At 67.7% G+C, this 20,000-nt stretch carries 21 protein-coding genes; 6 read left to right on the forward strand and 15 right to left on the reverse strand.

Annotated elements, in window-relative coordinates:
• Positions 1 to 43 precede the first annotated feature (43 nt).
• From ACFWHR_RS14180 to ACFWHR_RS14190, 3 genes are all read left to right on the forward strand, one after another.
• Positions 44 to 487 carry a hypothetical protein gene (locus ACFWHR_RS14180; RefSeq protein WP_382448963.1) on the forward strand — a complete coding sequence of 148 codons (444 nt, stop codon included), beginning with the start codon at positions 44 to 46 and terminating at the stop codon, positions 485 to 487.
• A 92-nt stretch (positions 488 to 579) separates the two neighbouring features.
• Positions 580 to 1,854 carry a MalY/PatB family protein gene (locus ACFWHR_RS14185; protein WP_382448964.1) on the forward strand — a complete coding sequence of 425 codons (1,275 nt, stop codon included), beginning with the start codon at positions 580 to 582 and terminating at the stop codon, positions 1,852 to 1,854.
• Positions 1,851 to 3,218, forward strand: coding sequence for an O-acetylhomoserine aminocarboxypropyltransferase/cysteine synthase family protein (locus ACFWHR_RS14190; RefSeq protein WP_382448965.1), 1,368 nt, complete (start codon positions 1,851 to 1,853; stop codon positions 3,216 to 3,218). The genes ACFWHR_RS14185 and ACFWHR_RS14190 overlap by 4 nt, the downstream gene beginning before the upstream one ends.
• 123 nt (positions 3,219 to 3,341) lie before the next feature.
• Here the strand turns inward: ACFWHR_RS14190 and panB are convergent, their stop codons facing one another.
• From panB to ACFWHR_RS14230, 8 genes are all read right to left on the reverse strand, one after another.
• Positions 3,342 to 4,187, reverse strand: a complete 846-nt coding sequence (panB, locus tag ACFWHR_RS14195) for a 3-methyl-2-oxobutanoate hydroxymethyltransferase (RefSeq protein WP_382448966.1) — start codon at positions 4,185 to 4,187, stop codon at positions 3,342 to 3,344.
• A 19-nt stretch (positions 4,188 to 4,206) separates the two neighbouring features.
• Positions 4,207 to 5,079: a pantoate--beta-alanine ligase gene (gene panC, locus ACFWHR_RS14200; RefSeq protein WP_382448967.1), complete on the reverse strand. Its 873-nt coding sequence runs from the start codon at positions 5,077 to 5,079 to the stop codon at positions 4,207 to 4,209.
• Positions 5,076 to 5,801 carry a DUF2520 domain-containing protein gene (locus ACFWHR_RS14205; RefSeq protein ID WP_382448968.1) on the reverse strand — a complete coding sequence of 242 codons (726 nt, stop codon included), beginning with the start codon at positions 5,799 to 5,801 and terminating at the stop codon, positions 5,076 to 5,078. Before ACFWHR_RS14205 ends, panC begins: the two co-directional genes overlap by 4 nt.
• 8 nt (positions 5,802 to 5,809) lie before the next feature.
• Entirely contained in the window at positions 5,810 to 7,024 is a 1,215-nt protein-coding gene (locus tag ACFWHR_RS14210; protein ID WP_382449187.1) for a UDP-N-acetylmuramate dehydrogenase, read from the reverse strand.
• A complete protein-coding gene (locus ACFWHR_RS14215; RefSeq protein WP_382448969.1) occupies positions 7,024 to 7,449 on the reverse strand; it encodes a MaoC/PaaZ C-terminal domain-containing protein in 426 nt (141 codons plus the stop codon). Before ACFWHR_RS14215 ends, ACFWHR_RS14210 begins: the two co-directional genes overlap by 1 nt.
• Positions 7,446 to 7,901: a MaoC family dehydratase N-terminal domain-containing protein gene (locus ACFWHR_RS14220; protein WP_382448970.1), complete on the reverse strand. Its 456-nt coding sequence runs from the start codon at positions 7,899 to 7,901 to the stop codon at positions 7,446 to 7,448. The genes ACFWHR_RS14215 and ACFWHR_RS14220 overlap by 4 nt, the downstream gene beginning before the upstream one ends.
• A gap of 56 nt (positions 7,902 to 7,957) precedes the next feature.
• Entirely contained in the window at positions 7,958 to 8,635 is a 678-nt protein-coding gene (locus ACFWHR_RS14225; protein ID WP_382448971.1) for a DUF937 domain-containing protein, read from the reverse strand.
• A gap of 93 nt (positions 8,636 to 8,728) precedes the next feature.
• Positions 8,729 to 9,451: a hypothetical protein gene (locus ACFWHR_RS14230; RefSeq protein ID WP_382448972.1), complete on the reverse strand. Its 723-nt coding sequence runs from the start codon at positions 9,449 to 9,451 to the stop codon at positions 8,729 to 8,731.
• Between the two features lie 112 nt (positions 9,452 to 9,563).
• Between ACFWHR_RS14230 and ACFWHR_RS14235 the strand changes: the two genes are divergently transcribed.
• From ACFWHR_RS14235 to ACFWHR_RS14245, 3 genes are all read left to right on the forward strand, one after another.
• Positions 9,564 to 11,330 carry an acetyl/propionyl/methylcrotonyl-CoA carboxylase subunit alpha gene (locus ACFWHR_RS14235; RefSeq protein ID WP_382448973.1) on the forward strand — a complete coding sequence of 589 codons (1,767 nt, stop codon included), beginning with the start codon at positions 9,564 to 9,566 and terminating at the stop codon, positions 11,328 to 11,330.
• A 28-nt stretch (positions 11,331 to 11,358) separates the two neighbouring features.
• Positions 11,359 to 12,339, forward strand: coding sequence for an LLM class flavin-dependent oxidoreductase (locus tag ACFWHR_RS14240; RefSeq protein WP_382448974.1), 981 nt, complete (start codon positions 11,359 to 11,361; stop codon positions 12,337 to 12,339).
• A 213-nt stretch (positions 12,340 to 12,552) separates the two neighbouring features.
• On the forward strand, positions 12,553 to 14,325 hold the full coding sequence (locus tag ACFWHR_RS14245; protein ID WP_382448975.1) for a collagen-like protein: 1,773 nt from the start codon (positions 12,553 to 12,555) through the stop codon (positions 14,323 to 14,325).
• On the opposite strand, the gene ACFWHR_RS14250 is transcribed toward ACFWHR_RS14245, so the two are convergent.
• The 7 genes from ACFWHR_RS14250 to ACFWHR_RS14280 form a co-directional block, all read right to left on the reverse strand.
• Positions 14,322 to 15,446 carry an aromatic acid exporter family protein gene (locus ACFWHR_RS14250; protein ID WP_382448976.1) on the reverse strand — a complete coding sequence of 375 codons (1,125 nt, stop codon included), beginning with the start codon at positions 15,444 to 15,446 and terminating at the stop codon, positions 14,322 to 14,324. The genes ACFWHR_RS14245 and ACFWHR_RS14250 overlap by 4 nt on opposite strands.
• A gap of 81 nt (positions 15,447 to 15,527) precedes the next feature.
• Positions 15,528 to 16,022 carry a MarR family winged helix-turn-helix transcriptional regulator gene (locus ACFWHR_RS14255; protein ID WP_382448977.1) on the reverse strand — a complete coding sequence of 165 codons (495 nt, stop codon included), beginning with the start codon at positions 16,020 to 16,022 and terminating at the stop codon, positions 15,528 to 15,530.
• Positions 16,023 to 16,102: 80 nt separating this feature from the next.
• Positions 16,103 to 17,674, reverse strand: coding sequence for an SDR family oxidoreductase (locus ACFWHR_RS14260; RefSeq protein ID WP_382448978.1), 1,572 nt, complete (start codon positions 17,672 to 17,674; stop codon positions 16,103 to 16,105).
• Between the two features lie 69 nt (positions 17,675 to 17,743).
• Positions 17,744 to 18,430, reverse strand: coding sequence for an esterase/lipase family protein (locus tag ACFWHR_RS14265; RefSeq protein ID WP_382448979.1), 687 nt, complete (start codon positions 18,428 to 18,430; stop codon positions 17,744 to 17,746).
• An 18-nt stretch (positions 18,431 to 18,448) separates the two neighbouring features.
• Positions 18,449 to 18,760, reverse strand: coding sequence for a hypothetical protein (locus ACFWHR_RS14270; RefSeq protein WP_382448980.1), 312 nt, complete (start codon positions 18,758 to 18,760; stop codon positions 18,449 to 18,451).
• Entirely contained in the window at positions 18,757 to 19,341 is a 585-nt protein-coding gene (locus ACFWHR_RS14275) for an Asp23/Gls24 family envelope stress response protein (protein WP_382448981.1), read from the reverse strand. Before ACFWHR_RS14275 ends, ACFWHR_RS14270 begins: the two co-directional genes overlap by 4 nt.
• Positions 19,338 to 19,910 (reverse strand): RNA polymerase sigma factor, encoded by a 573-nt coding sequence (locus ACFWHR_RS14280; RefSeq protein ID WP_382448982.1) that lies wholly within the window; start codon positions 19,908 to 19,910, stop codon positions 19,338 to 19,340. The genes ACFWHR_RS14275 and ACFWHR_RS14280 overlap by 4 nt, the downstream gene beginning before the upstream one ends.
• Positions 19,911 to 20,000 lie beyond the last annotated feature (90 nt).

Here is a 20,000-nt window from a genome sequence, read left to right on the forward strand (position 1 = left end):
CCGAAGTGATGCATCTTCGCAAGATCGTAAAGGGGCGAACACTATGGCCGAACTCACTCACCCACTCCGCCGCGCACTGATGGCGACCCTCGCAGCGACCGGCATGGCCGCAATTGCCGTCACGACGGTGGCGTGCGCGCCAGTCTCTTCCGGCACGGACTCGAGCGACGACGCCTCCGCAAGCAGCGACGCAGCAGCCGACTCAGATTCCAGTTCTCCCTCGACCACCGAATCCAGCGATTCCGGTTCCTCGGGCGACGCTGCGGACGGGAAGAACTCTGATTCCGGCGCCAGCGTTGGCACGCTGCCGTCGAACAAGGTGCTGCCCAAGGCAATGAGTGGACAAGAAGCGATTGACGCGCTCGGTGACAAGATCGATGTGGTCGCGAAGCGCGTTGGCAAGACTCCGGAGGAGTTGAAGGAGCTGCTGCTCCGTGACAAGAGTGCTCGTGTCACTCCCGAAGGCAACATTCGCTACCACGACTAGACGCTCACTCGGTCGCTCACGCTGGAGCGGGTAGATGACGGCCCGTTACCTCGCGGTTCGCGCCATGAGCCGCCCCGCGAGACGATGGGGGCATGAGCGACGCCGACTGTTCTCCTCAACCGACACCGGTTGATCCGTCGGGCATCCCGTTCACCGAGCTCGACACCGGCACACTCCAGGCCCAGCGGTCGAGCATCAAGTGGAATCGCTTTCCAGAAGATGTTCTCCCGCTATTCGTCGCGGAGATGGACTTCGCCGTCGCTCCCGAGATTCGCGAGGCGATTGTCGACCGCGTCGCGGCTTCAGACCTCGGTTACGTACTCGACGCGGGCGAACTTGCACCCGCCTTCGCGGACTTCGCGAAGGACCGCTGGGGGTGGCAGGTGCCGCCCGCGCACATCCATCTCGCGACCGACGTAGCCACCGCAGTTGTTGAGGCGCTGCGCGTCGGGCGTCCGCGCGGTGGTCGGCTCGTTATTCCGACACCGACGTATCCCGGCTTCTTCGAAATGCTCGAAGAAGTGCCGTTCGAGACCATCGAGGTTCCGCTCGTGGTGGATTATCGGGAAAACAGCACCGCAGACCACAGCACCGCCGAGCCCTTCGCTGCCCCAGTGCGACTTGATCTTGCCGCCATCGAGCGCGAGTTCGCCAGCGCAGACGGCGTCGACGCGTTCGTGCTCTGCAACCCGCACAACCCCCACGGCCTCGTGCACACGGCTGCCGATCTCGCCGAACTTGCGCGGCTCGCCGCGGCGTACGACGTGTTCGTCGTGTCCGATGAGATCCACGCGCCGCTCACGTTTTCAGGCGCGACTTTCACGCCCTTCGCCCCGCTCGCTGCGGCGGCGGGTGCGGTCGCGGTTTCGACCCTCTCAGCGAGCAAGGGGTGGAACATCGCGGGTGCGAAGTGCGCTGTCCTCATCGCTGCCGACGCTCGCGCCAACGAGGTGCTGCGCCGTCTGCCACCGGAAACCCTCACGCGCGTCAGCATTCTCGGTCTCCACGCTAATGTCGCAGCGTTCGCACGCGCGCGTGGCTGGCTCGACCGCGCCACAGCGCAGATCGAGGCGAACGCGGTGCTGCTTGCAGAGCTCGTCGCTGCGCATCTCCCCGGGGTTCGTCTCGCACGCTCCGATGCCGGCTACCTCGTTTGGCTTGATTTTCGGGCCGCGGGTCTCGGCAGCGACCCGTACAGCCGGATCCTGCACGATGCCCGCGTCGCCCTGAACGACGGTGCGTGCTTTGGCGCTGGCGGATCCGGCCATGCTCGTCTCAACCTCGCGTGCGCTCCAGAGACCGTTCGAGAAGCGGTGCGACGCATCGCTTCGATCCTGCCCCGCCCTGAAATGGAGGCCACCAGATGAGTGATCAGCACCTCGACGCCGCGCAGCCCGTCACCGACTGGGCGGACTTCTCGTTCGACACCCGGCAGGTGCACGCCGGTGAGTACCCCGATCTCAACACCGGTCTCAGGGTGCCGCCGATTGCGATGTCGGCCGGGTACGTCTTCGATGACTTCGACGATCAGGTCGACCGTTTCGCGGGGCGATCGATTGACCCGATCTATTCACGGCAGGGCAATCCGACGAACTCGGTCGCCGAGGAGCGGCTCGCGTCGCTTGAGGGCGGCAGCGGGGCCGTCGCAGTATCGAGCGGGCAAGCTGCGATCTCGTCCGCACTGTTCGCGCTGGCGCAGCACGGTGATCACATCGTCTCGACGGCGTCGGTCTACGGCGGCACTCGCATCCTGTTCGGTCGCAGCTTCAAGCGCTTCGGCATCGAATTCGATTATGTGTGGGACGCGGCCGATGACGCCGAGTGGGAGCGTGCGATTCGCCCGAACACGAAGGCGATCTACACCGAGACGATTCCCAACCCGCGCAATGACGTCACCGATCTGCGCCGCATTTCTGAGGTCGCTGCGCGCTACAACCTCCCCGTCGTAGTCGATAACACGATCGGTACTCCCGCCCTGATTCGACCGTTCGAACACGGCAGCAGCATCGTCGTGCACTCGACGACCAAATTTCTCACCGGCCACGGGGCCGCTGTTGGCGGCGCGATCGTCGACGGCGGCAGCTTCGACTGGGAGGCGGCGGAACGCGCCGGGCGCTCATACCCGCTCATCACCGGCACTCCGCGGCCGGGGCTCGGCTCAATGCTCGACCGGTTTGGGAGCGGGGCTTACGCCCGCGCCGTGCGCGATGCTGTCGTGAACGACATTGGCCCCTCGCTGTCGCCGTTCAACGGCTTCCTGCTGCACCAGGGTATGGAGACGCTGTCGCTGCGCATGGAGCGTCACGTCGACTCGTCGCTGGCCATCGCGGAGTGGCTCGAAGCCCAGCCCGAGGTGGAGTCGGTCGACTACTCGGGGCTTCCCTCGAACGCGTTGCACGACCTTGCCGTGCGCGACTACGGCGGCCGCACCGGCTCTGTCTTCGGCGTCACCGTGCGCGGCGGCATCGATGGCGCGCGCGAGTTCGTCAACGGCGTTCGAGTGTTCTCGCGCATGACCGGTATCGGCGACACACGCTCGATGGTGATTCACCCGCTGACCTCGACGCACGCGACCTTCTCCGAGGAGATCAACGACCGACTCGGCATCACCCCGGGTCTGCTGCGCCTATCGATCGGCCTCGAAGCGGTCGCGGATCTCAAGCGCGACCTGCGCGCGGGGCTCGACCGCGTCGCAGCGCTGGCCGCGCCAGCGGTCAGCTTCGCCGGCTGACCGCGAGGGTTTACGCTGAGCGCGAGGGTTTACGCTGACCGCGAGGGTTTTTTCGGCCAGAAACCCCTCAGTTTCGCCGAGAACCCTCGTGTTCGACCGGGTGCGTGGCCCGGCGCAGACGCGTCAGTTCGCGAGTTCCGCCCGCGCCGCCGCGAGGGCCTCGTCGGTCGAGGCGTAGCGGTGCTCGGGGCCGGGGAACGCGCGGGATCGAACCTCGTCGGCGTATGCCGCGATAGCGGCAGCTGAGTCGTCGCCGATCGTCGCGTATCGCTTCACGAACTTCGCGGCACGACCCTCGGTGATGCCGAGAAGATCGTTCACCACGAGCACCTGGCCGTCGGCGTCACCAGCCCCGATGCCGATGATCGGAATGTGGAGTTCCTCACGCAGGAGCGCGGTGATCTCAGCGGGCACCGCCTCGACCACGAGGCAGAAGGCACCGGCCGCCTGCACACCGCGAGCCTCGCGTACGAGTCGCGCCGCCGTCTCGCCTGTGCGCCCCTGAGCGCGCAATCCACCGAGCGCGACCGCCGTCTGCGGCGTGAGACCGAGATGCGCCACGACAGGAATACCCGCAGCGACGATCGCACGAATGCGGCTGAGTCGCGGCTCCGATCCGCCCTCGAGCTTGACCGCATCGGCGCCGGCCTCTTTCACGAAGCGCACCGACGTCGCGACCGCCTGCTCGTCGGAGATCTCGGTCGACCCGAACGGCACGTCGCTCACGAGAAACGCCGTCTCGGTGCCACGCCGCACGGCGCGCGCCAGCACGAGCATCTCGTCGGTCGTTACCGGCACCGTCGAACCGTAGCCGAGCACCACCTGCGCGGCCGAATCACCCACGAGCACCATGTCCACGCCTGCCCGCTCGGCAGCGCGCGCACCCGGAAAGTCGTACGCCGTGACCATCACGATGGGCTCGCCGTTCGCTCGCTTCTCCGCGAGCATCGGAATCGTTACCTGCGTCATGTCGGTTCTCCTTGGCTCTTCAGTTCTCCCCGCCAGCGCGTGGCAGTGTCAACAGCGTGTTATCGATGAGGCGCACCGTGCCCACCCGCGCCGCGATCGCGCAGAGCACGGGCGATGCGACCTCGGTCACCGGAGCGAGCGAGCTCGCATCGACGAATGCCAGGTACTCGGGTTCGATACCGGCGGCAGCGAGAACCGTGGCCGCCCGCGCGTGAAGGGCCTCGCTGCGGGTCTCCCCCAGCGCCAGGGCAGCTTCGACGGCCTCAAGCGAACGCGGGATCGCGAGCGCCCGCGCTCGCTCATCATCCCTCAGACGCACGTTGCGGCTCGACTTCGCGAGGCCATCCGCATCGCGCACCGTCGGGCAGGCAACGATCTCGGCCGGAATCCCCAGGTCGGCAACCATTCGTCGCACGACCAGCAACTGCTGAGCGTCCTTCTGCCCGAAGTACGCTGCGTCAGCGCCGACGGCGAGCAGTAGTTTCGAGACGACGGTGGCGACGCCGTCGAAGTGGGCCGGGCCGCGCCCCGCGGCCTCGAGGGTCTGCGTCAACGGGCCGCCGACGTGCACGGTTGTAGCGAACCCCTCCGGATACAGCTCTGACGCTTCGGGGGCAAAGACGATATCGACGCCCGCCGCCTCAGCGAGCGCAGCATCGGCGGCCTCCTGCCGCGGATAGGCGTCGAGATCAGAAGCCTCGGTGAACTGCGTTGGGTTCACGAAAATCGACATCACGGTCAGACCGCTGCGCCGACGGGCGGCAGCCACGAGCGAGATGTGCCCCTCGTGCAGCGCGCCCATCGTGGGAACGAGGCCAACGTGTTCGGCGCCGCCCGCGCGCGCTGCGCGCACGTTCTCGCGGAGTTCTTGCACCGTGCGAACGATCTTCATGCCTGACCTTTCGGCTGTGCAGCCCCGTCTGTGAGCAGCGTCCGGCTGGCCGCCACCATCGCATCGTACAGGGCGAGGCCGCGCGGGTCGCGCTCGGCTACGGCGGCACGCTGGCGAGCGATGGTGTCGGCATCGCCGCGCGCCACTGGGCCGGTCAGCGCTCGCTCGGCGCCGAGCCGCTCCCAGTTTGCGAGCGCGCCCGCTGCGAGTGGCGCGAGTGCCTCGCGCGGCACGCCGGCGGTTGCCGCAAGCCGCTCGGCGGTGGCTTCAAGCACCACGAGAAAGTTCGCGGCGATCGACGCCGAGGCGTGGTAGGCCGCGCGATCCTCGTCCCGCACACGAAACGCCCGCATGCCGAGCGTCGTCACGACGTCATTCGCGGCGTCTCGTGCTCGCTCCGTCGTGCCGTCGACCGCGGCCCAGGAGCCCGCGAATACCGTGCCAGGCCCCGTTGCCGACAGCAGCGGATGCATGCTGCAGGCCTCGTGCGGGGCGAGTGGAGCGAGCGTCGTCGCGCCGGAGAGGTGCCCGACGATCCGCCCAGGCGCAATGCCGGCCGCAGCTTCAACGATCGCAGCGTCTGGCACCGCGAGTAACACCAGTTCGGCGCCCTTGCCCGTCGCCCCTCGGCCTGCGAGCGGCAGCAAGTCGGCACCGGCCGCGCGCAGCGCGTGATCGATCGCGCCGCCCATGCGGCCCCGACCCACGACCTGAATACGCATGGCGCAGATTACAGTTCGAGCCCGTACAGATTGGGTTCGGGGGCGAGGATCACGCCGAATTCCTGCTGCACGCGCTGCACGACAAAGCGCGCCAGCTCGGCCACATCGTCGGCGGTCGCGCTGCCACGGTTCGTGATCGCGAGGGTGTGCTTCGACGAGATCGCGGCACCGGAGCCCGGCAGCCGGAAGCCGCGCCGCACACCGGCCTGATCGATGAGCCACGCAGCCGATAGCTTCACCATGCGCTCCGCTGGCGGTTGCGGTACGCGCAGCGGGTAACCGGCCTCCAGCTCCTCGAGCGTCGTGATCTCGTCTTCGGGCTCGGGCACCGGTTGCGGAAACTGCGGCGCATCGTTCGGCAACGAACGCGCGAAGCGCTCGGTCACCAGCGGATTCGTGAAGAACGAGCCGGAGCTCCAGCTGTCGTGATCATCGGCGTCGAGCACCATGCCCTTGGACGCGCGGAGCCGCAGCACCGAGTCGCGGACGTCGCGGATCGGCACGCGTGCGCCGAGATCGACGCCGAGCGCCCCCGCCAACTGGGAGTAAGCGATGGGCGGTGAGAGCACCTCCGGCGCCGCGTGAGCGTGGCGACCTGGCGATGGCTGCTGAACGGATTCATCGGCGGCCTCGCCGATGCTGAGCACGATGTCGATTGACAGCACGACACCCTCAAGCCCCTGCTTGATCGCGGAATCACGGTAGCCGAGGCCGAGCGAATCGGCCGGAATACGGCGCGCGTGCCCGCGCTCGCGATCGAGAAACTCGATCGAGTGGAGCACGTCTGAGAGTTCTTGACCGTAGGCACCAATGTTCTGCACGGGAGCGGCCCCCGCGAGCCCGGGGATGCCAGAGAGCGCCTCAATACCCGACCAGCCGTTGTCGACACAGGCGGCGACGAGATGATCCCAGTCGTGCCCAGCCTGAACGCGCAGCCGGATCTTGCCCGCGGGCAGTGCGTCGTCGTCCACGGGCGCGATGCCCGTGGTGCGCACGAGCAGCACGGTGCCCGGGAATCCCTCGTCGCTCATGACGGTGTTGGAGCCACCGCCGAGCAACATCCAGGGCTCACCCGTATCCCACAGCCCCTGCGCGTATGCAACAAGTTCGTCGACGGCGTGAGCAACGAGCACCCGCTCGGCGGGCCCGCCGACGCGCATCGTCGTGAGCTGCGAGAACGGGGTGCCGTCGCCCGCGGGCTCGGGGCCGATCTCAGGCAGAATCACGCGAACGCCGCCACGAGTTGCGCCTTGCCCAGCACGGTCGCGCCGTCGAAGACGACCTTGAGGTCAATGCGCGCGGTTCGGGCATCGGTGTCGAGCACGCCGACGGTGGCTGTCACCGTGATGCGCGCACCGTCGGCCGCGTCAACCGGCACCGGCCGGGTGAAACGAGACTGAAAGTCGCGCACGCTGCCTGCGGTGCCGAGCCAGTCGGTAGCCACGGAACCCGCAACCCCCATGGTGAGCATGCCGTGCGCGAGCACACCCGGAAGCCCGACCGACACCGCGACGTCATCGCGGTAATGAATGGGGTTGAAGTCTCCGGAGGCGCCCGCATACCGCACGAGTCGATCGCGGGTGAACTCGATCTCCCGCTCAGCAACCACGTCGCCGACGCTCAGCGCTGAAAAATCTGGGGTGGTCATGCGGACTCCTCCTCGGCTGCGCGAACGACCAGGGTCGAGATCGCTGTCACGACGTGATCGCCGCTCGCATCAACAACGTCGCTCGACGCGGTCACCATTGAATGCCCACCGAGCTGCTTCACCGACGCGATCGTCAGCGTCGCGGTGAGCTCGTCACCGGCCACGATCGGCCGTGTGTACGTGAAGCGCTGGTCACCGTGCACGACGCGGGTGAAGTCGACCCCGGCGTCTGCATCCGCGAGCAACTGCGCGAGCGTCGCCTCCTGCACGACAACCGCGAAGGTCGGCGGCGCCACAACATCGGCGTACCCGGCGGCTCGCGCAGCCTCGGGATCATGATGCAGCGGCGACTCGCTGAGCACTGCACGAGCGAATTCGCGCACCTTCTCACGGCCGACGAGGTACGGGGCTGTCGACGGGTACACCCGTCCTTGGATCTCTGGATTCACCACGCTGCCAGTGTAGCGAGCGCGGTGATGCGCGGGGATCGGGCGGTATCTGCCTGGTACTACTTCTTGCCACCGAACAGGCCGCCGAGCAGATCACCGAGGCCGCCACCAGCCGACTGCGCCGAGCCGCCAGAGCTCGCGCCACCGCCGAGCAGACCGCCCAGCAGATCGCCGAGGCCGCCAGCCGAGGACTGCGCGGAACTCGCGGAACCCGCGGATCCGGCCGAACCCGTCGACGAGGCGCCTCCCCCGAGCAAGCCGCCAAGCAGGTCGCCGAGCACGCCACCGAGGCCGCCGCCGTCGTTCGTCGCAACGGTCGACGTGGTCTGGTTGCCGGCCAACTTGCCTGCCAAGAACTGCATGATGAGCGGGGCGAGCAGCGGGAGCAGTTTCGGGATCAAGTCGGCGATCACCGAGTTACCCGAGTTTGAACCCAGCGCCACGGCGACGTCATCTTTCTTGTCGCCGAGTACGTGCTTGACAATCTTGTCGCCGTCTTCTGGATCGATGGCATCGAGTGAGATCTTGCCAGCCGCTGGCTTGTGCTTTTGCAGCGCGGACTCGAGCTTGGCTGCGCCCTGCTGGTCGCTCGCGTTCACGGCGAGGCCCCCAACGAGCCCGGGCAATGCCTGGCGCACCGCCTCATCGATCGTCGCCTCGTCGACGCCGAACTTCGCGGCGAGTTCTGCGGTGGGAACCTGGCGAAGCAGGTCGTTGAGTTCGTTCGTGCTGGCCATGAGATCCTCCATCGGGTCTGCGATCGGTCGCCCCACGGCGGCCGCACCGTTCAGGCTAGCGCCATGTGCCGCCCAGCACACCCGATTGAACGCCTATGCAGAAGGAATCAACAATACGAGACTGAACACGACGAACGACACTGCCAGCACCGCACCACCCGTCAGCGCGACTGTGAGGTACGCGCGGGCGGGCACTGCCAGACCGCTCTGCACGCGGGTGAGCGAAGCGAGCGCCGGATCCTGCAGTGCAGTGTCGTGCTGAGCCGGGTCCGTGAGCGTGGCAAAGCTCGCGATGTCGGGCCGCTCGGGATCGATTGCGAGCCACGCGCCGCTGCCCACCGGCGGCGGCGTCGCCCCGGCCGGCAGCGCGACGGCAACCGGCGTGACGGCATCCCGCGCAATGCCGGCCTCGGTGGCACGCCCCGAGTTCTGGCGTCCTGCATCACCCCTGTGCGCGGCATAGAGCAACTGTTGCGCGCGACCGCCGCGCGATGCAGGCAGCGCGCGCACGAGCTTCGCAGGCACCGGTGTGACCGCCGGCACGGGCGCTGACAGGGCCTCGGTGAGCCGGCGAGTCATGGCCCCCTGATCCTGAATCAACATCACGAGCCCGACCACGTAGCACGCGAGCATGATGACGGCCGCGATCATGTGGAAGGGCAGCGCGGCGGTGCTCGCTGCTGACCCAAGCCGAGGCATCGCGAGCAACCAGGCGCAGAGCCACCCCACCATCACTGCAGCCCCGGCGATGTACCACGCACCGCCCCGACGCATCACGCGCTGTTGCCGCTCCGCGAGTGTCTGCACCTGTTCCATGCGAGCCAGCTTATGGGCGGCGGGCGAGGCTGTGGAGAGCGGTAACGATTCGCGGAAAGGTTTGTGCGATATATCCAAGGGTTGACCCCTGGCCTCGAATAGGCTGTACCCCATGTCGCGTATTCGTAAAGTGCTCATCGCCAACCGCGGTGAGATCGCAGTCCGTATCATCCGAGCTGCAGCAGACAGCGGCATCGCCTCGGTCGCCATCTACGCCGACCAAGATCGCGATGCGCTCCACTCCCAGCTCGCCGATGAGGCGTACGCCCTCAATGGCACGACGAGCGGCGACACCTACCTCGTCATCGAGAAGATCCTCGCGATCGCTCGCCGCTCAGGCGCAGACGCCGTGCACCCGGGCTATGGCTTCCTGGCAGAGAATGCAGACTTCGCCCGCGCCGTCATCGACGCCGGCATGACCTGGATCGGGCCTGGCCCCGACGCGATCGAACGCCTGGGCGACAAGGTCTCGGCTCGGCACGTCGCCGAAAAGGTGGGCGCTCCGCTCGCCGCCGGCACGAGTGACCCGGTGAAGAACGCCGACGAGGTGCTCGAATTCGTAGATCAGGTCGGCCTGCCGATCGCGATCAAGGCGGCGTTCGGCGGCGGCGGCCGCGGGCTCAAGGTCGCCTACGAGCGCGACGAGGTCGCAGAGCTGTTCGAGTCGGCCACTCGCGAGGCGGTCGCCGCGTTCGGTCGCGGCGAGTGCTTCGTCGAGAAGTACCTGGAGAAGCCCCGCCACGTTGAGACCCAGTGCCTCGCTGACCAGCACGGCAATGTCGTGGTCGTCTCGACGCGCGACTGCTCGCTGCAGCGTCGTCACCAGAAGCTCGTCGAGGAGGCACCCGCTCCCTTCTTGACCGCCGAGCAGAACGAAAAGCTGTATGCGTCGTCGAAGGCGATCCTCCGCGAGGTCGGCTACGTCGGCGCTGGCACCTGCGAGTTCCTCGTCGCGAAGGACGGCACCGTCTCGTTCCTCGAGGTCAACACCCGACTGCAGGTTGAGCACCCCGTCTCCGAAGAGGTCACTGGCATCGACCTCGTGCGCGAGCAGTTCCGCATCGCCGAGGGCGGCACGATCGACTACAGCGACCCTGAACCGCGCGGGCACTCCTTCGAGTTCCGTCTGAACGGTGAGGATCCGGGCAACGGCTTCCTGCCAGCCCCCGGGCCCGTCTCTCTCTTTAAGCCCGCCTCCGGCCCCGGCGTGCGCATCGACACCGGCGTCGCCTCGGGTGACGTCGTCTCGGGTGCGTTCGATTCGATGCTCGGCAAGCTCATTGTGACGGGCGCAACCCGCGAAGAGGCGCTCGAGCGCTCACGTCGCGCCCTCGACGAGTTCGAGATTCAGGGTCTGCCCACCGTGCTGCCGTTTCACCGCAAGATCGTTCGGGATCCCGCATTCACTGCCCCGAACGGCACGTTCGGCGTGTACACGCTCTGGATCGAGAGCGAATTCAGCAACGACATCGAGCCCTGGGAGGGCGAGGTGCCGCCCATCGGGCAAGACGCGAAGCGTCGCACGGTGACCGTTGAGGTCGAGGGTCGCCGCGTCGAGGTCACCATGCCCGCAACGCTGCTGCCGCTCGTCGATCAAGCGGTGACGCGTGGCCCCGCGCCGCGCCGCGCCAAGGGCGCGGGCATCGCAGCGTCAGCCGGCGACGGCGTCGCCGCCCCCATGCAGGCCACCGTCGTGAAGGTTGCGATCGAAGAGGGGCAGGAGGTCGTCGAGGGCGATCTGCTGCTCGTGCTCGAGGCCATGAAGATGGAGCAGTCGCTCTACGCGCACCGCTCAGGCGTGGTCGCCGGTGTCGACGCGCCCGTTGGGCAGACCGTCTCGAACGGGCACCTGCTGCTGTCGATCATCGACCCGGAATAGTACGCACGAAAGCGGGGTTGCACTCACCATGACTGCAACCCCGCTTTCGATCCTGGATCTGGCCACCATCGAAGCGGACGGCACTATCGCCGATGCGTTCCGGCACTCCGTCGATATCGCTCGACTCGCCGAGACGAGCGGGTACACCCGCATCTGGTACGCCGAGCACCACAACATGCCCTCGATCGCCTCTAGCGCGACGTCGGTACTCATCGCCCACATCGCCTCGCAGACCGAAACGATCGGCCTCGGCGCGGGCGGCGTGATGCTGCCGAACCACTCCCCGCTCGTGATCGCCGAACAGTTTGGCACGCTCGCCGAGCTGCACCCCGGCCGCATTCACCTTGGTCTCGGACGCGCACCCGGCACCGACGGGGCGACGTTCCGCGCGCTGCGCCGCACGTACGAGGCGGCCGAGAGCTTTCCGAACGACGTGGCAGAGTTGCAGCGCTACCTCTCCGACGATTTGCCACGCACGGCCGTGAACGCCTACCCGGGCCGCGGCACACGCGTGCCGCTGACGATTCTCGGCTCGAGCCTCTTCGGCGCGAGCCTTGCTGCTCAATTCGGTCTGCCGTATTCGTTCGCATCGCACTTCGCGCCGCAGTCGCTGAAGTCGGCGATTCAGCACTACCGCACCAACTACGTGCCGAGCGAGGCGCACCCTGAGCCCTACGCGAGCGCCGGCGTGAACGTCGTCGCGGCCGACTCTGATTCAGAAGCCGAGACTCTCTTCGCGCGGGCCGAGGTCGATCGGGTACGCCGTTTTCTGTCGCGCGGCCGCGAGCAGGAACTCACCGTCGACGAGGCCTCGCAGCTCATCGATACCCCTGCCGGGCGCGAGATTCGCGGCATGATGCAATACTCCGCGATCGGCGGCCCGACGCGCGTGCGCGAGGAGCTTGAGGCATTCGCGAAGTTCGCCGAGGTCGACGAGCTCGTCACCGTGCACATTGCGCCGACGCGCGCCGAGCAGCTCGCCTCGGTCCGCATAGCGGCGACCCCATAACCCCCACGCCCCGCCCGCGCCTCGCTCCGCCCCCGGCGCCCCTGTCGAGCGCACGCAAATGGTCCTGTAGGGACCGGTTAACGACCATATGCGTCTCTTCGACGGGGGCGTCGGGTGGGGTGGGTGGGGTGTGGGTGGGTGGGCAGGGCGTGTGGGCGCTTAGGGTAGATGCGGGGGGCGAATTCGCGACCCTTCGTTTTTTGGAAGGACCGCATGCGCGCCGCACCGTCTCGTCTTGTTCGCTTGCTCGTGGGGGTTGCTGCTGTCGCTGCGATCGCCATCGCAGCGCCGATTTCTCTGCCCGACCGCGCGGCCGCGACGGTCACGGAGCCCGCGAGCGCCGACTCCCCCGTCGCCTCGGTGACTTTGCTACCGCACTTTCCAGGTGAACCGACTTGGCCGTCGGCGCGATTCCCGACTGCCGCACTGCGCATAGACCTCGCGAGCCCCGGCGTCTCCGCCGGAGAGACTGCCGTCGTCGAACTATCGGAGGGGCTTACAGCTGCTGCGGCGCCCGGCTCTCTCACCGACGACGCCGGGACCGACCTCGCCCACTACGCTGTGTCCGCTGACGGGCGCCGGATCACCATCACGTTCTCCGACTCCGCCGCGTCGGTCGTGAACCTCGAAGCGCAACTCGGCATCTTCGTCAGCTCAGACCGGTTCGCCGAATCTGGTGGCGAGATAACGGGCGAAGCGACTGTCGGTGAAACGGTGTTCCCGCTCTCGCTCGCGTATCCCGCAACCGCCCTGAGTGAGCAAAATACGACGGGCACCTGGCTACCGAGCGCGGGAACCGGCACAGCCACCGGCACCGGCACCGCCACCGAAGCAGACCCAGCCCTGCGCTTCGTCGCCCGATCGTTCGTTCCGGCCGACCTCGGCGCTGCGGGCGGCCAGTGGATCGGTGTCTCTCCCGCCACCGGCTGGCCCGGCACCCTCGCCCTCGTGCCCGGGACCACGCGCGTGTTCGCGCACGCCCAGCGCCCCGACGTGCTCGCCGACTACACAGCCACAGACGCGGCTCTCGCACCCGATGTCGACTTCACGCTCAACAACGCAGACCTCGTGAACGGCGAACCGGGCGTCGGTGTGCGTATTCCGCACCCGAAAGCCGGGGTCTATGTCGTCGAGCAGACCTTCGAGGTGGCCGACGCTGGACCCGCCCTCTTCGACGCGCCCAACCCGGAGCTGCCGGCCGGATCTCGCGCGGTCTTCGGGGCCGGCACACAGATCGGATCGACCTCCATCGAGGCGCACGATTCGGCTACCGAATCGGGTGCGATGTCAGCGCTCACGTTCCTCGCGTCGTCGGGCGGCACCGCATCGGCGACCCCGCTTCAGCCCGGCCTCATCGCGGACCGCACCACGACCGAACTCGATCGCGAGCCGGGCGCGACCGACGGCAACGCGACCCTCACGCTCACCAACTCCGGCAACTCCGCGCTCGACGCAACGGTCACCGATACGCTCGTCGGCTCCGGAGCGCGCGGGGAGGTGTCGTCACCAGCGGCGGATCACGGCTCAGCATCGACCGATGGCTCCGAGTTGACGTGGCGCGGGCGTCTCGCGCCGGGAGAAACCGCGACCATCACATACTCCTACGCGGCGCAGGCGGCGCGCGACAAGCCCGGATCACTGACCTTCACGGGCTCAGCTAGCGCTACGGTCGCACACAACAATGACGTGCAGGTCGGAGCGGATATCGCCGACGACTCGCTCGTCGTTGACGCGCTGCCCAGCAAACCCGGTACACCCGGTGACCCCGGAGAGCCAGGTCAGCCCGGCAATCCCGGAGATTCAGGGCAGCCTGGCGATCCGGACCCCTCGGAGACGAATGTCTCTGCGAGCGCACCCCAGACGAACCTCGCCAACACAGGCCAAGCCGCCCCGCCGTGGTCCCTCGCGCTCCCCCTGGCGCTAGCCCTCACACTGGCGAGCATCGGAGCCGTGCTCACCACCCGCCCCGCCCGACGCTCGCGCTAGTCCTCGGGGGTTGTGCGGGCCTCGATGCGGCCCAGCATGCTGCGGAGTGCGAAGACGATGGTGCCGAATCCAGATTCGGTGGCCGCGCGCTCGAACACGTCGCCCACCTCGCGCACCGCGTCGGCGTAGCGATCGTGCGCGTCCTCGAGGTCGACGCCCGTGTTCCACGCGCGAATATACTCCGCGAGATCGCCGAGCGCTCTACCGAGCGCGTCGATGGACTCGGACGGAATCGTTACCGCAACGGGCTGATGCCAGATCGCTCCGCCGAGCGCGTCTGAGATGTCGGCGAGGCGCAGGCCGACGTAGCGCAGCGCCTCGATATCTGCGTCGTCGCCCGATGCGTCGTAACTCCGCCACATTGCGCGCGGGTTACCTCGCCCGCTCTCTTTGGCCTCGACCACCATCGCCTCGACCTCGTCGACCGAGCGCTGCCTCCGACGGGCATCGTCGAGCCAGTCGGCGCGATCCGGCGGCCACTCTCCAAGCAGCACCGCGGCGAGGTCGTCGGCCGCTGAGGCGAAGTCCGACTTGAGATCGGCGACCCGCGATCTCGCGTATCCGTAAGTGAGCGGCGGAATGAAGACGACATTGACGAGCGTGCCGACAAGCAGGCCGATGCCGAATTGGGCGACGTACCCCGCGACATACGATTCGGGATCCCCCGCCCCCAGGATCACCACGAAGACCGCGGCGATGGGCACATAGGTGCGGCCCTCCCCGAGCGTGCGCACCCCCGCGATGAGCATACCGACGCCCGCCGCCACCGGCGCGCGGACGTACCAGGGTGTGCCGGTCCCCACGAGGGCCCAGCCGATCGCGACCCCGATGACGATGCCCGCGATGAGTTCGATGCTGGTGCGCACCGAGCTCACGATTGTCGGCGCGACGCCGAGCAGAGCGCCGAGGGGCGCGTAGTAGGCGTAGGTTTCGAGTTCGCCCGGTAGCAGGCGACCGATGAGCCAGGCCGCGGTGACACCGATCGCCGCTTTCAGGGCGAGCAGCAGGCGATACCGCGTGAGCATCGGCCGCGCGACGTTCAGCGCGAGATTCAGCGTCCGGTTCAGCGCGCGCCGTGGCGCAGTCGGAACACCACCCGTCGAAAATTGCTCACCCGCCATGACACGAGCGTGCCGCAGCGCGGGTGCCCGTTGCCAGGGCCTTGGGTTCGAGACGGCGAGCTGCTAGTTTCTCGCGGACCCCTAGTCCAGCGCGTTGAGGGCGTTGGTGAGCCGCTCCAACACCCGCGCCGCCACGGCCGCCTCCGTCTGATCAAGCGCGTCTATCTCCGATACGAGCGCCTCGTGATGACGCAGGAAGATCGCATCCACCTCGGCGACCGCCAGATCAGTGGGCCGCAAATAGTGCGCCCGCCGGTCCGTGGGGTGTTCGTCGCGGGTGACCAGCCCGCGCTGCACGAGCCGCTCGACGACGTTGGTCACGTTGGCACTCGACGTACCCAGCATGCCGATCAGATCCTTCGGCCCGATGTTGCGCCCGTCGCGCGACGCCTGCACGAGATAGCGCAGCGCGCGCAGATCGAGGTCGGAGAGCCCGGATATGCCGAGCGACCTTGCTTCCTGCTGGTGTTCTGCTCTGCGCAACCGCAGCAGTGCGGCGGAGAGTGCGCGACCGGTATCACTCGCGGGACCAGCTGCGTAGAGGTGCTCCGACTCGTTCAGAATGATGTTCTGCAAGCGCGGTCCCTCTCTTCGATCAAATGAACAACGCCATATTACACAGATCTTGTGCTTGTTATGTTCTGGGCGACACTCCGTTATCGCGACCCGTGCTTCGCCCGCTCGCCCTCGGCCAGGCTCACGATGCGCGCGACCATTCCACTGAAGATGAGGCCGTGGAACGGCAGCATCGACAGCCAGTACAGTCGCCCGGCGAGGCCACGCGGGAAGAACACAGCGCGCTGCCGATAGATCGATCCGTGACCGACCGGTTCGACGCCGAGTTCGAGCCACGCGAGCCCCGGCACCCGCATCTCAGCCCGCAGTCGCAGGCAACGCCCCGGCTCGACGGCCTCGACCCGCCACACATCGACCGCGTCGCCGACGACGAGCTGAGTCTTCGAGCGGCGTCCCCGCTGCAGGCCGACACCGCCGGTCAAGCGGTCGTACCAGCCGCGCAGCGCCCACAGCCGCGGCGAGGAGTACCACCCGGTCTCGCCACCGATCTGCGTAATCACTGCCCACACCGCGTCGGGAGTGGCGGCCGATTCCCGCTCGCGCGCATCCGTGAACACCGTGCGCCCCGCCCACTCGGGGTCGCTCGGCAACGGCTCGCTCGGAGCGGCAACGCGCGCATCAACCCAACTCGTCTCGATCGCGTCGACCTCGATGCGCCCCAGCGCGAGTCGCACGGCCTCGCGATACGACGTCAGCCCGTCCGCGGGCTGCGGCAAGATCTCGTCGACGTCGTGATTCCGCATCACGCAGCGATGCTGCAGCGACTCGACGAGCGGCCGGGCAATCGAGGTCGGCACGGGCGTGACGAGCCCGACCCAGTGCGAAGCGAGCTTCGGCGTCAACACCGGCAGCGATGCGATACCCCGCTGCGGCAGCCCCGCCTCCACGGCGTAGCCGTTCATCATCTGGCCGTAGCGCAGCACGTCGGGCCCGCCAATATCGAGCGCGCGGCTAATCTCGGGCGCGGCCCGCGCAGCCGCGAGCAGATAGTGCAGCACGTCGCGCACCGCGATCGGCTGAATAAAGTTGCGTACCCACTTCGGCGCCGGCATGTAGGGCAGCACCTCGGTCAGGTGGCGCACCATCTCAGACGAGGCGGATCCCGATCCGATCACCACTCCCGCTTGCAATTCGAGTGTCGGAACGCCCGAATCGAGCAGGATTCGCCCAACCTCCGCGCGCGACTCGAGGTGCGGCGAGAGCTTCACACCCTCCGGGTGCAACCCGCCGAGATATACGATGCGCGACACACCGGCCTCGCGCGCGCTGGTGGCTACCGTCTCAGCGATCTCACGATCCTTCGCGGCGAACTTCGGGCCGCTCGACATCGAGTGCACCAGGTAGAACACGACGTCAACGCCCACCATTGCCCGAGCAACGGCCTCGCCATCGGCGGCATCGCCCACCTCGATTTCGATTTCCTCGGACCAGGGGTACGCACGAATGCGCTCGGCCGATCGAGAAAGCGTGCGCACGCGGTAGCCGGCGTTCAGCAGGCGCGGCACGAGCCGTCCGCCCAGATACCCGGTCGCGCCGAGCACGAGCGCTCGCGGCGCCTCCCCGCTGGGTTTCGGGATCGCGCGGAGCGCCTCCTCCGCACCCGTCGGGGCGCTGAGGCCCGCTTCATTCCGCTCGTTCGCCGCGTCGTTCATTCGCAACCCTCTCGATCTGCCGTGTCGCCGCTCGAACGACCATCGTCTCCGACAATCGCTTCGCTGCAGCTACGCTCCATGATCGGCGACTTCGCGCACCACCGCGACGGTCTTGACATGCGCGAGAATACGAAAGTGCCCGCCCGTGTCGATGCGCACGTTGCGCGCTCCGACCAGTTCGCTGCCGCCCGGAATGTGCGGATCGAACGCCGCATACACAGACACAATGCTGGCGTTCACCCGGGGCGCCTCCGCGAGCAGAGCGATAGTCGGGTCGACCGGCGAAAACGCCCGCAGCGTGCGGCCGGGCAGGTAGCGCGCGTAACGCGATCCTCCGAACGGGGCCGCAATCGCGACCATCGCGCGCACTCGATCGGCCTGTTGACCGAAGGTCATCACGTGCTTCCCGATGAGCCCGCCCTTGCTGTGCGCGACGAGCACGACCTCGGAGAGCCCGGCGGAAGCAAGGTAATTGTCCACGAGCGCGGACCCCTCGGCTACCGGCATTCTGTTGTCTCGCAGCGGGTCAAGCACGTGCACGGGGTGCCCACGGCCGTGCAACTCACGGACGAGGGGCAACATGAACCGCCACGACTCATACACGCCGGGCAGCACAACGACGGGTGATCCGGAACCGGACAGAAAATCTCGCGACCCAGAGCGGCCCAAAATCGCTACCGCCTGCCACCGCACCGCGTACGCGTAGTCGGCGATCCACCACGCGAGCGCGCGCAGGGGACGAGTGAATCGCGCCACCGGGTCAGTCCGCCAGCGTCAATCGGCGATGCGCGCGATTCGCACGCGCACGACGCCGTCCGTGGTGCGACGCAGCTCATCGGCTGCCGACCGCGCGACATCGGGGCTCACGGCATCACCCGAGGTGGCGATCAGTACGTCAACCTCGACCGGATCGTCTGCGGCGAGCGCGCGTTTAATTCCGTCGGCGGCAGCTGCGACAGCGTTGCGGGGAGGGTACACCGCGGCGACGCCGGGCAGTGCTGTGACAGCCGCGACCGCAGCCGCGTCGACGCCGTCGGTCCGTTCCGGCTCGTCTGCCGCCTGCGGCTCCGTATCAACGCGAGTCATGACTGGTCTCCCTTCGGTCCGAACCCGTGCATATCGACGACGGTGATATCGATGCTCGTGACGTTGAGCTCGGTGTGCTGGCGCACCGCTCGTTCCACGGCTTCGCGCAGTGCTGCCGTCGCCGCGGGAATCGTGCGCGGCCACGCGACGCTGATGGTGAACGCGATGCCCACCGGTGCGCCAGGCTCTTCGACATCACCGGTCAGCGCAACGGAGCCAATGACCACGCCGTCGACCGAATCGCCAACCGATCTGAGGAGCGCCTTCACTGCTCCCTCGTCAATGCGCACCTCAACCTGCGGATCCGGGTGAGCGATCGGCAACGACCGCCCCGACCGCAGCTCGCGCGTGATCGAATCCATAATGCCCGCGAGCCAGCTTGCGGGCGGCTCCGGTAGCGATTCGGCGTCGGCCTCGAGGAGGGCGCGCGTAAATCCACCCGGCGCCGCGAGGAGGGCGAGTGCGTTCTGGCAGTACGGACACCGCGACATGTGGGGATCGCTGTTCCCCGTGCCCGCGTCGAGGGCGGCACTCACGTCTTCGAGTGTTCGACCGCACTCGAGTGCGTCGTTCTCGCTCATCGCCATCCCTCCATACTCACCATGATGCTCGCTCGCGCGCGAGCAAGCTGCCCGCGCACCGTACTCGCTGAGATGCCGAGCTCGCTTCCAATTTCTTCGTACTTCAGCCCCGCCATCTCTCGCAGCAGCCAGCACTGCCGCTGCGCCTCGGGGAGCGCGTCGAGCGCCTGCGACAGCGCGGCGAACTGGGCGTTGCGCATCGCTACGCGATCAGGGCCAGCGCCGGGGGCCGCTGTCTCTGGGACAAGGTCAATGGGGAGCTGCGGTTTGCGGTGGCGCAGCACCGCGGTCGCCTCGTGGCTAGCGACGCGCATCAACCACGGCCGCAGTGCCGCCGGATCGCGAAGCGTGTCGAGCTTTCGCCATGCCACCACGAGCGCGTTTTGCACCACGTCGTCGGCGTCCGACTGCGAGCCGAGCAAACGCGCTACATACGCTCGCATGAGGGGTCCGTAGCGGCGCACGATTTCCCGGAACGCCTGCGGATCTTGGTCTATTGCACGCGCGACGATAATGGCGTCTCCGACCTCTCGGATATCGCCTCGCCACGCCGCACTCGCGTTGGTCACGCCCGCCGCCCACCCCAACAACTCATTTGTGACATTTTCGCCCGTCGCGTTCTCTTATCTATGTGCGACGCTATCGCGCTCGCCTCAACC

It is taken from the genome of Leucobacter sp. NPDC058333 (assembly GCF_042726155.1).
Taxonomy (GTDB): Bacteria; Actinomycetota; Actinomycetes; order Actinomycetales; family Microbacteriaceae; genus Leucobacter.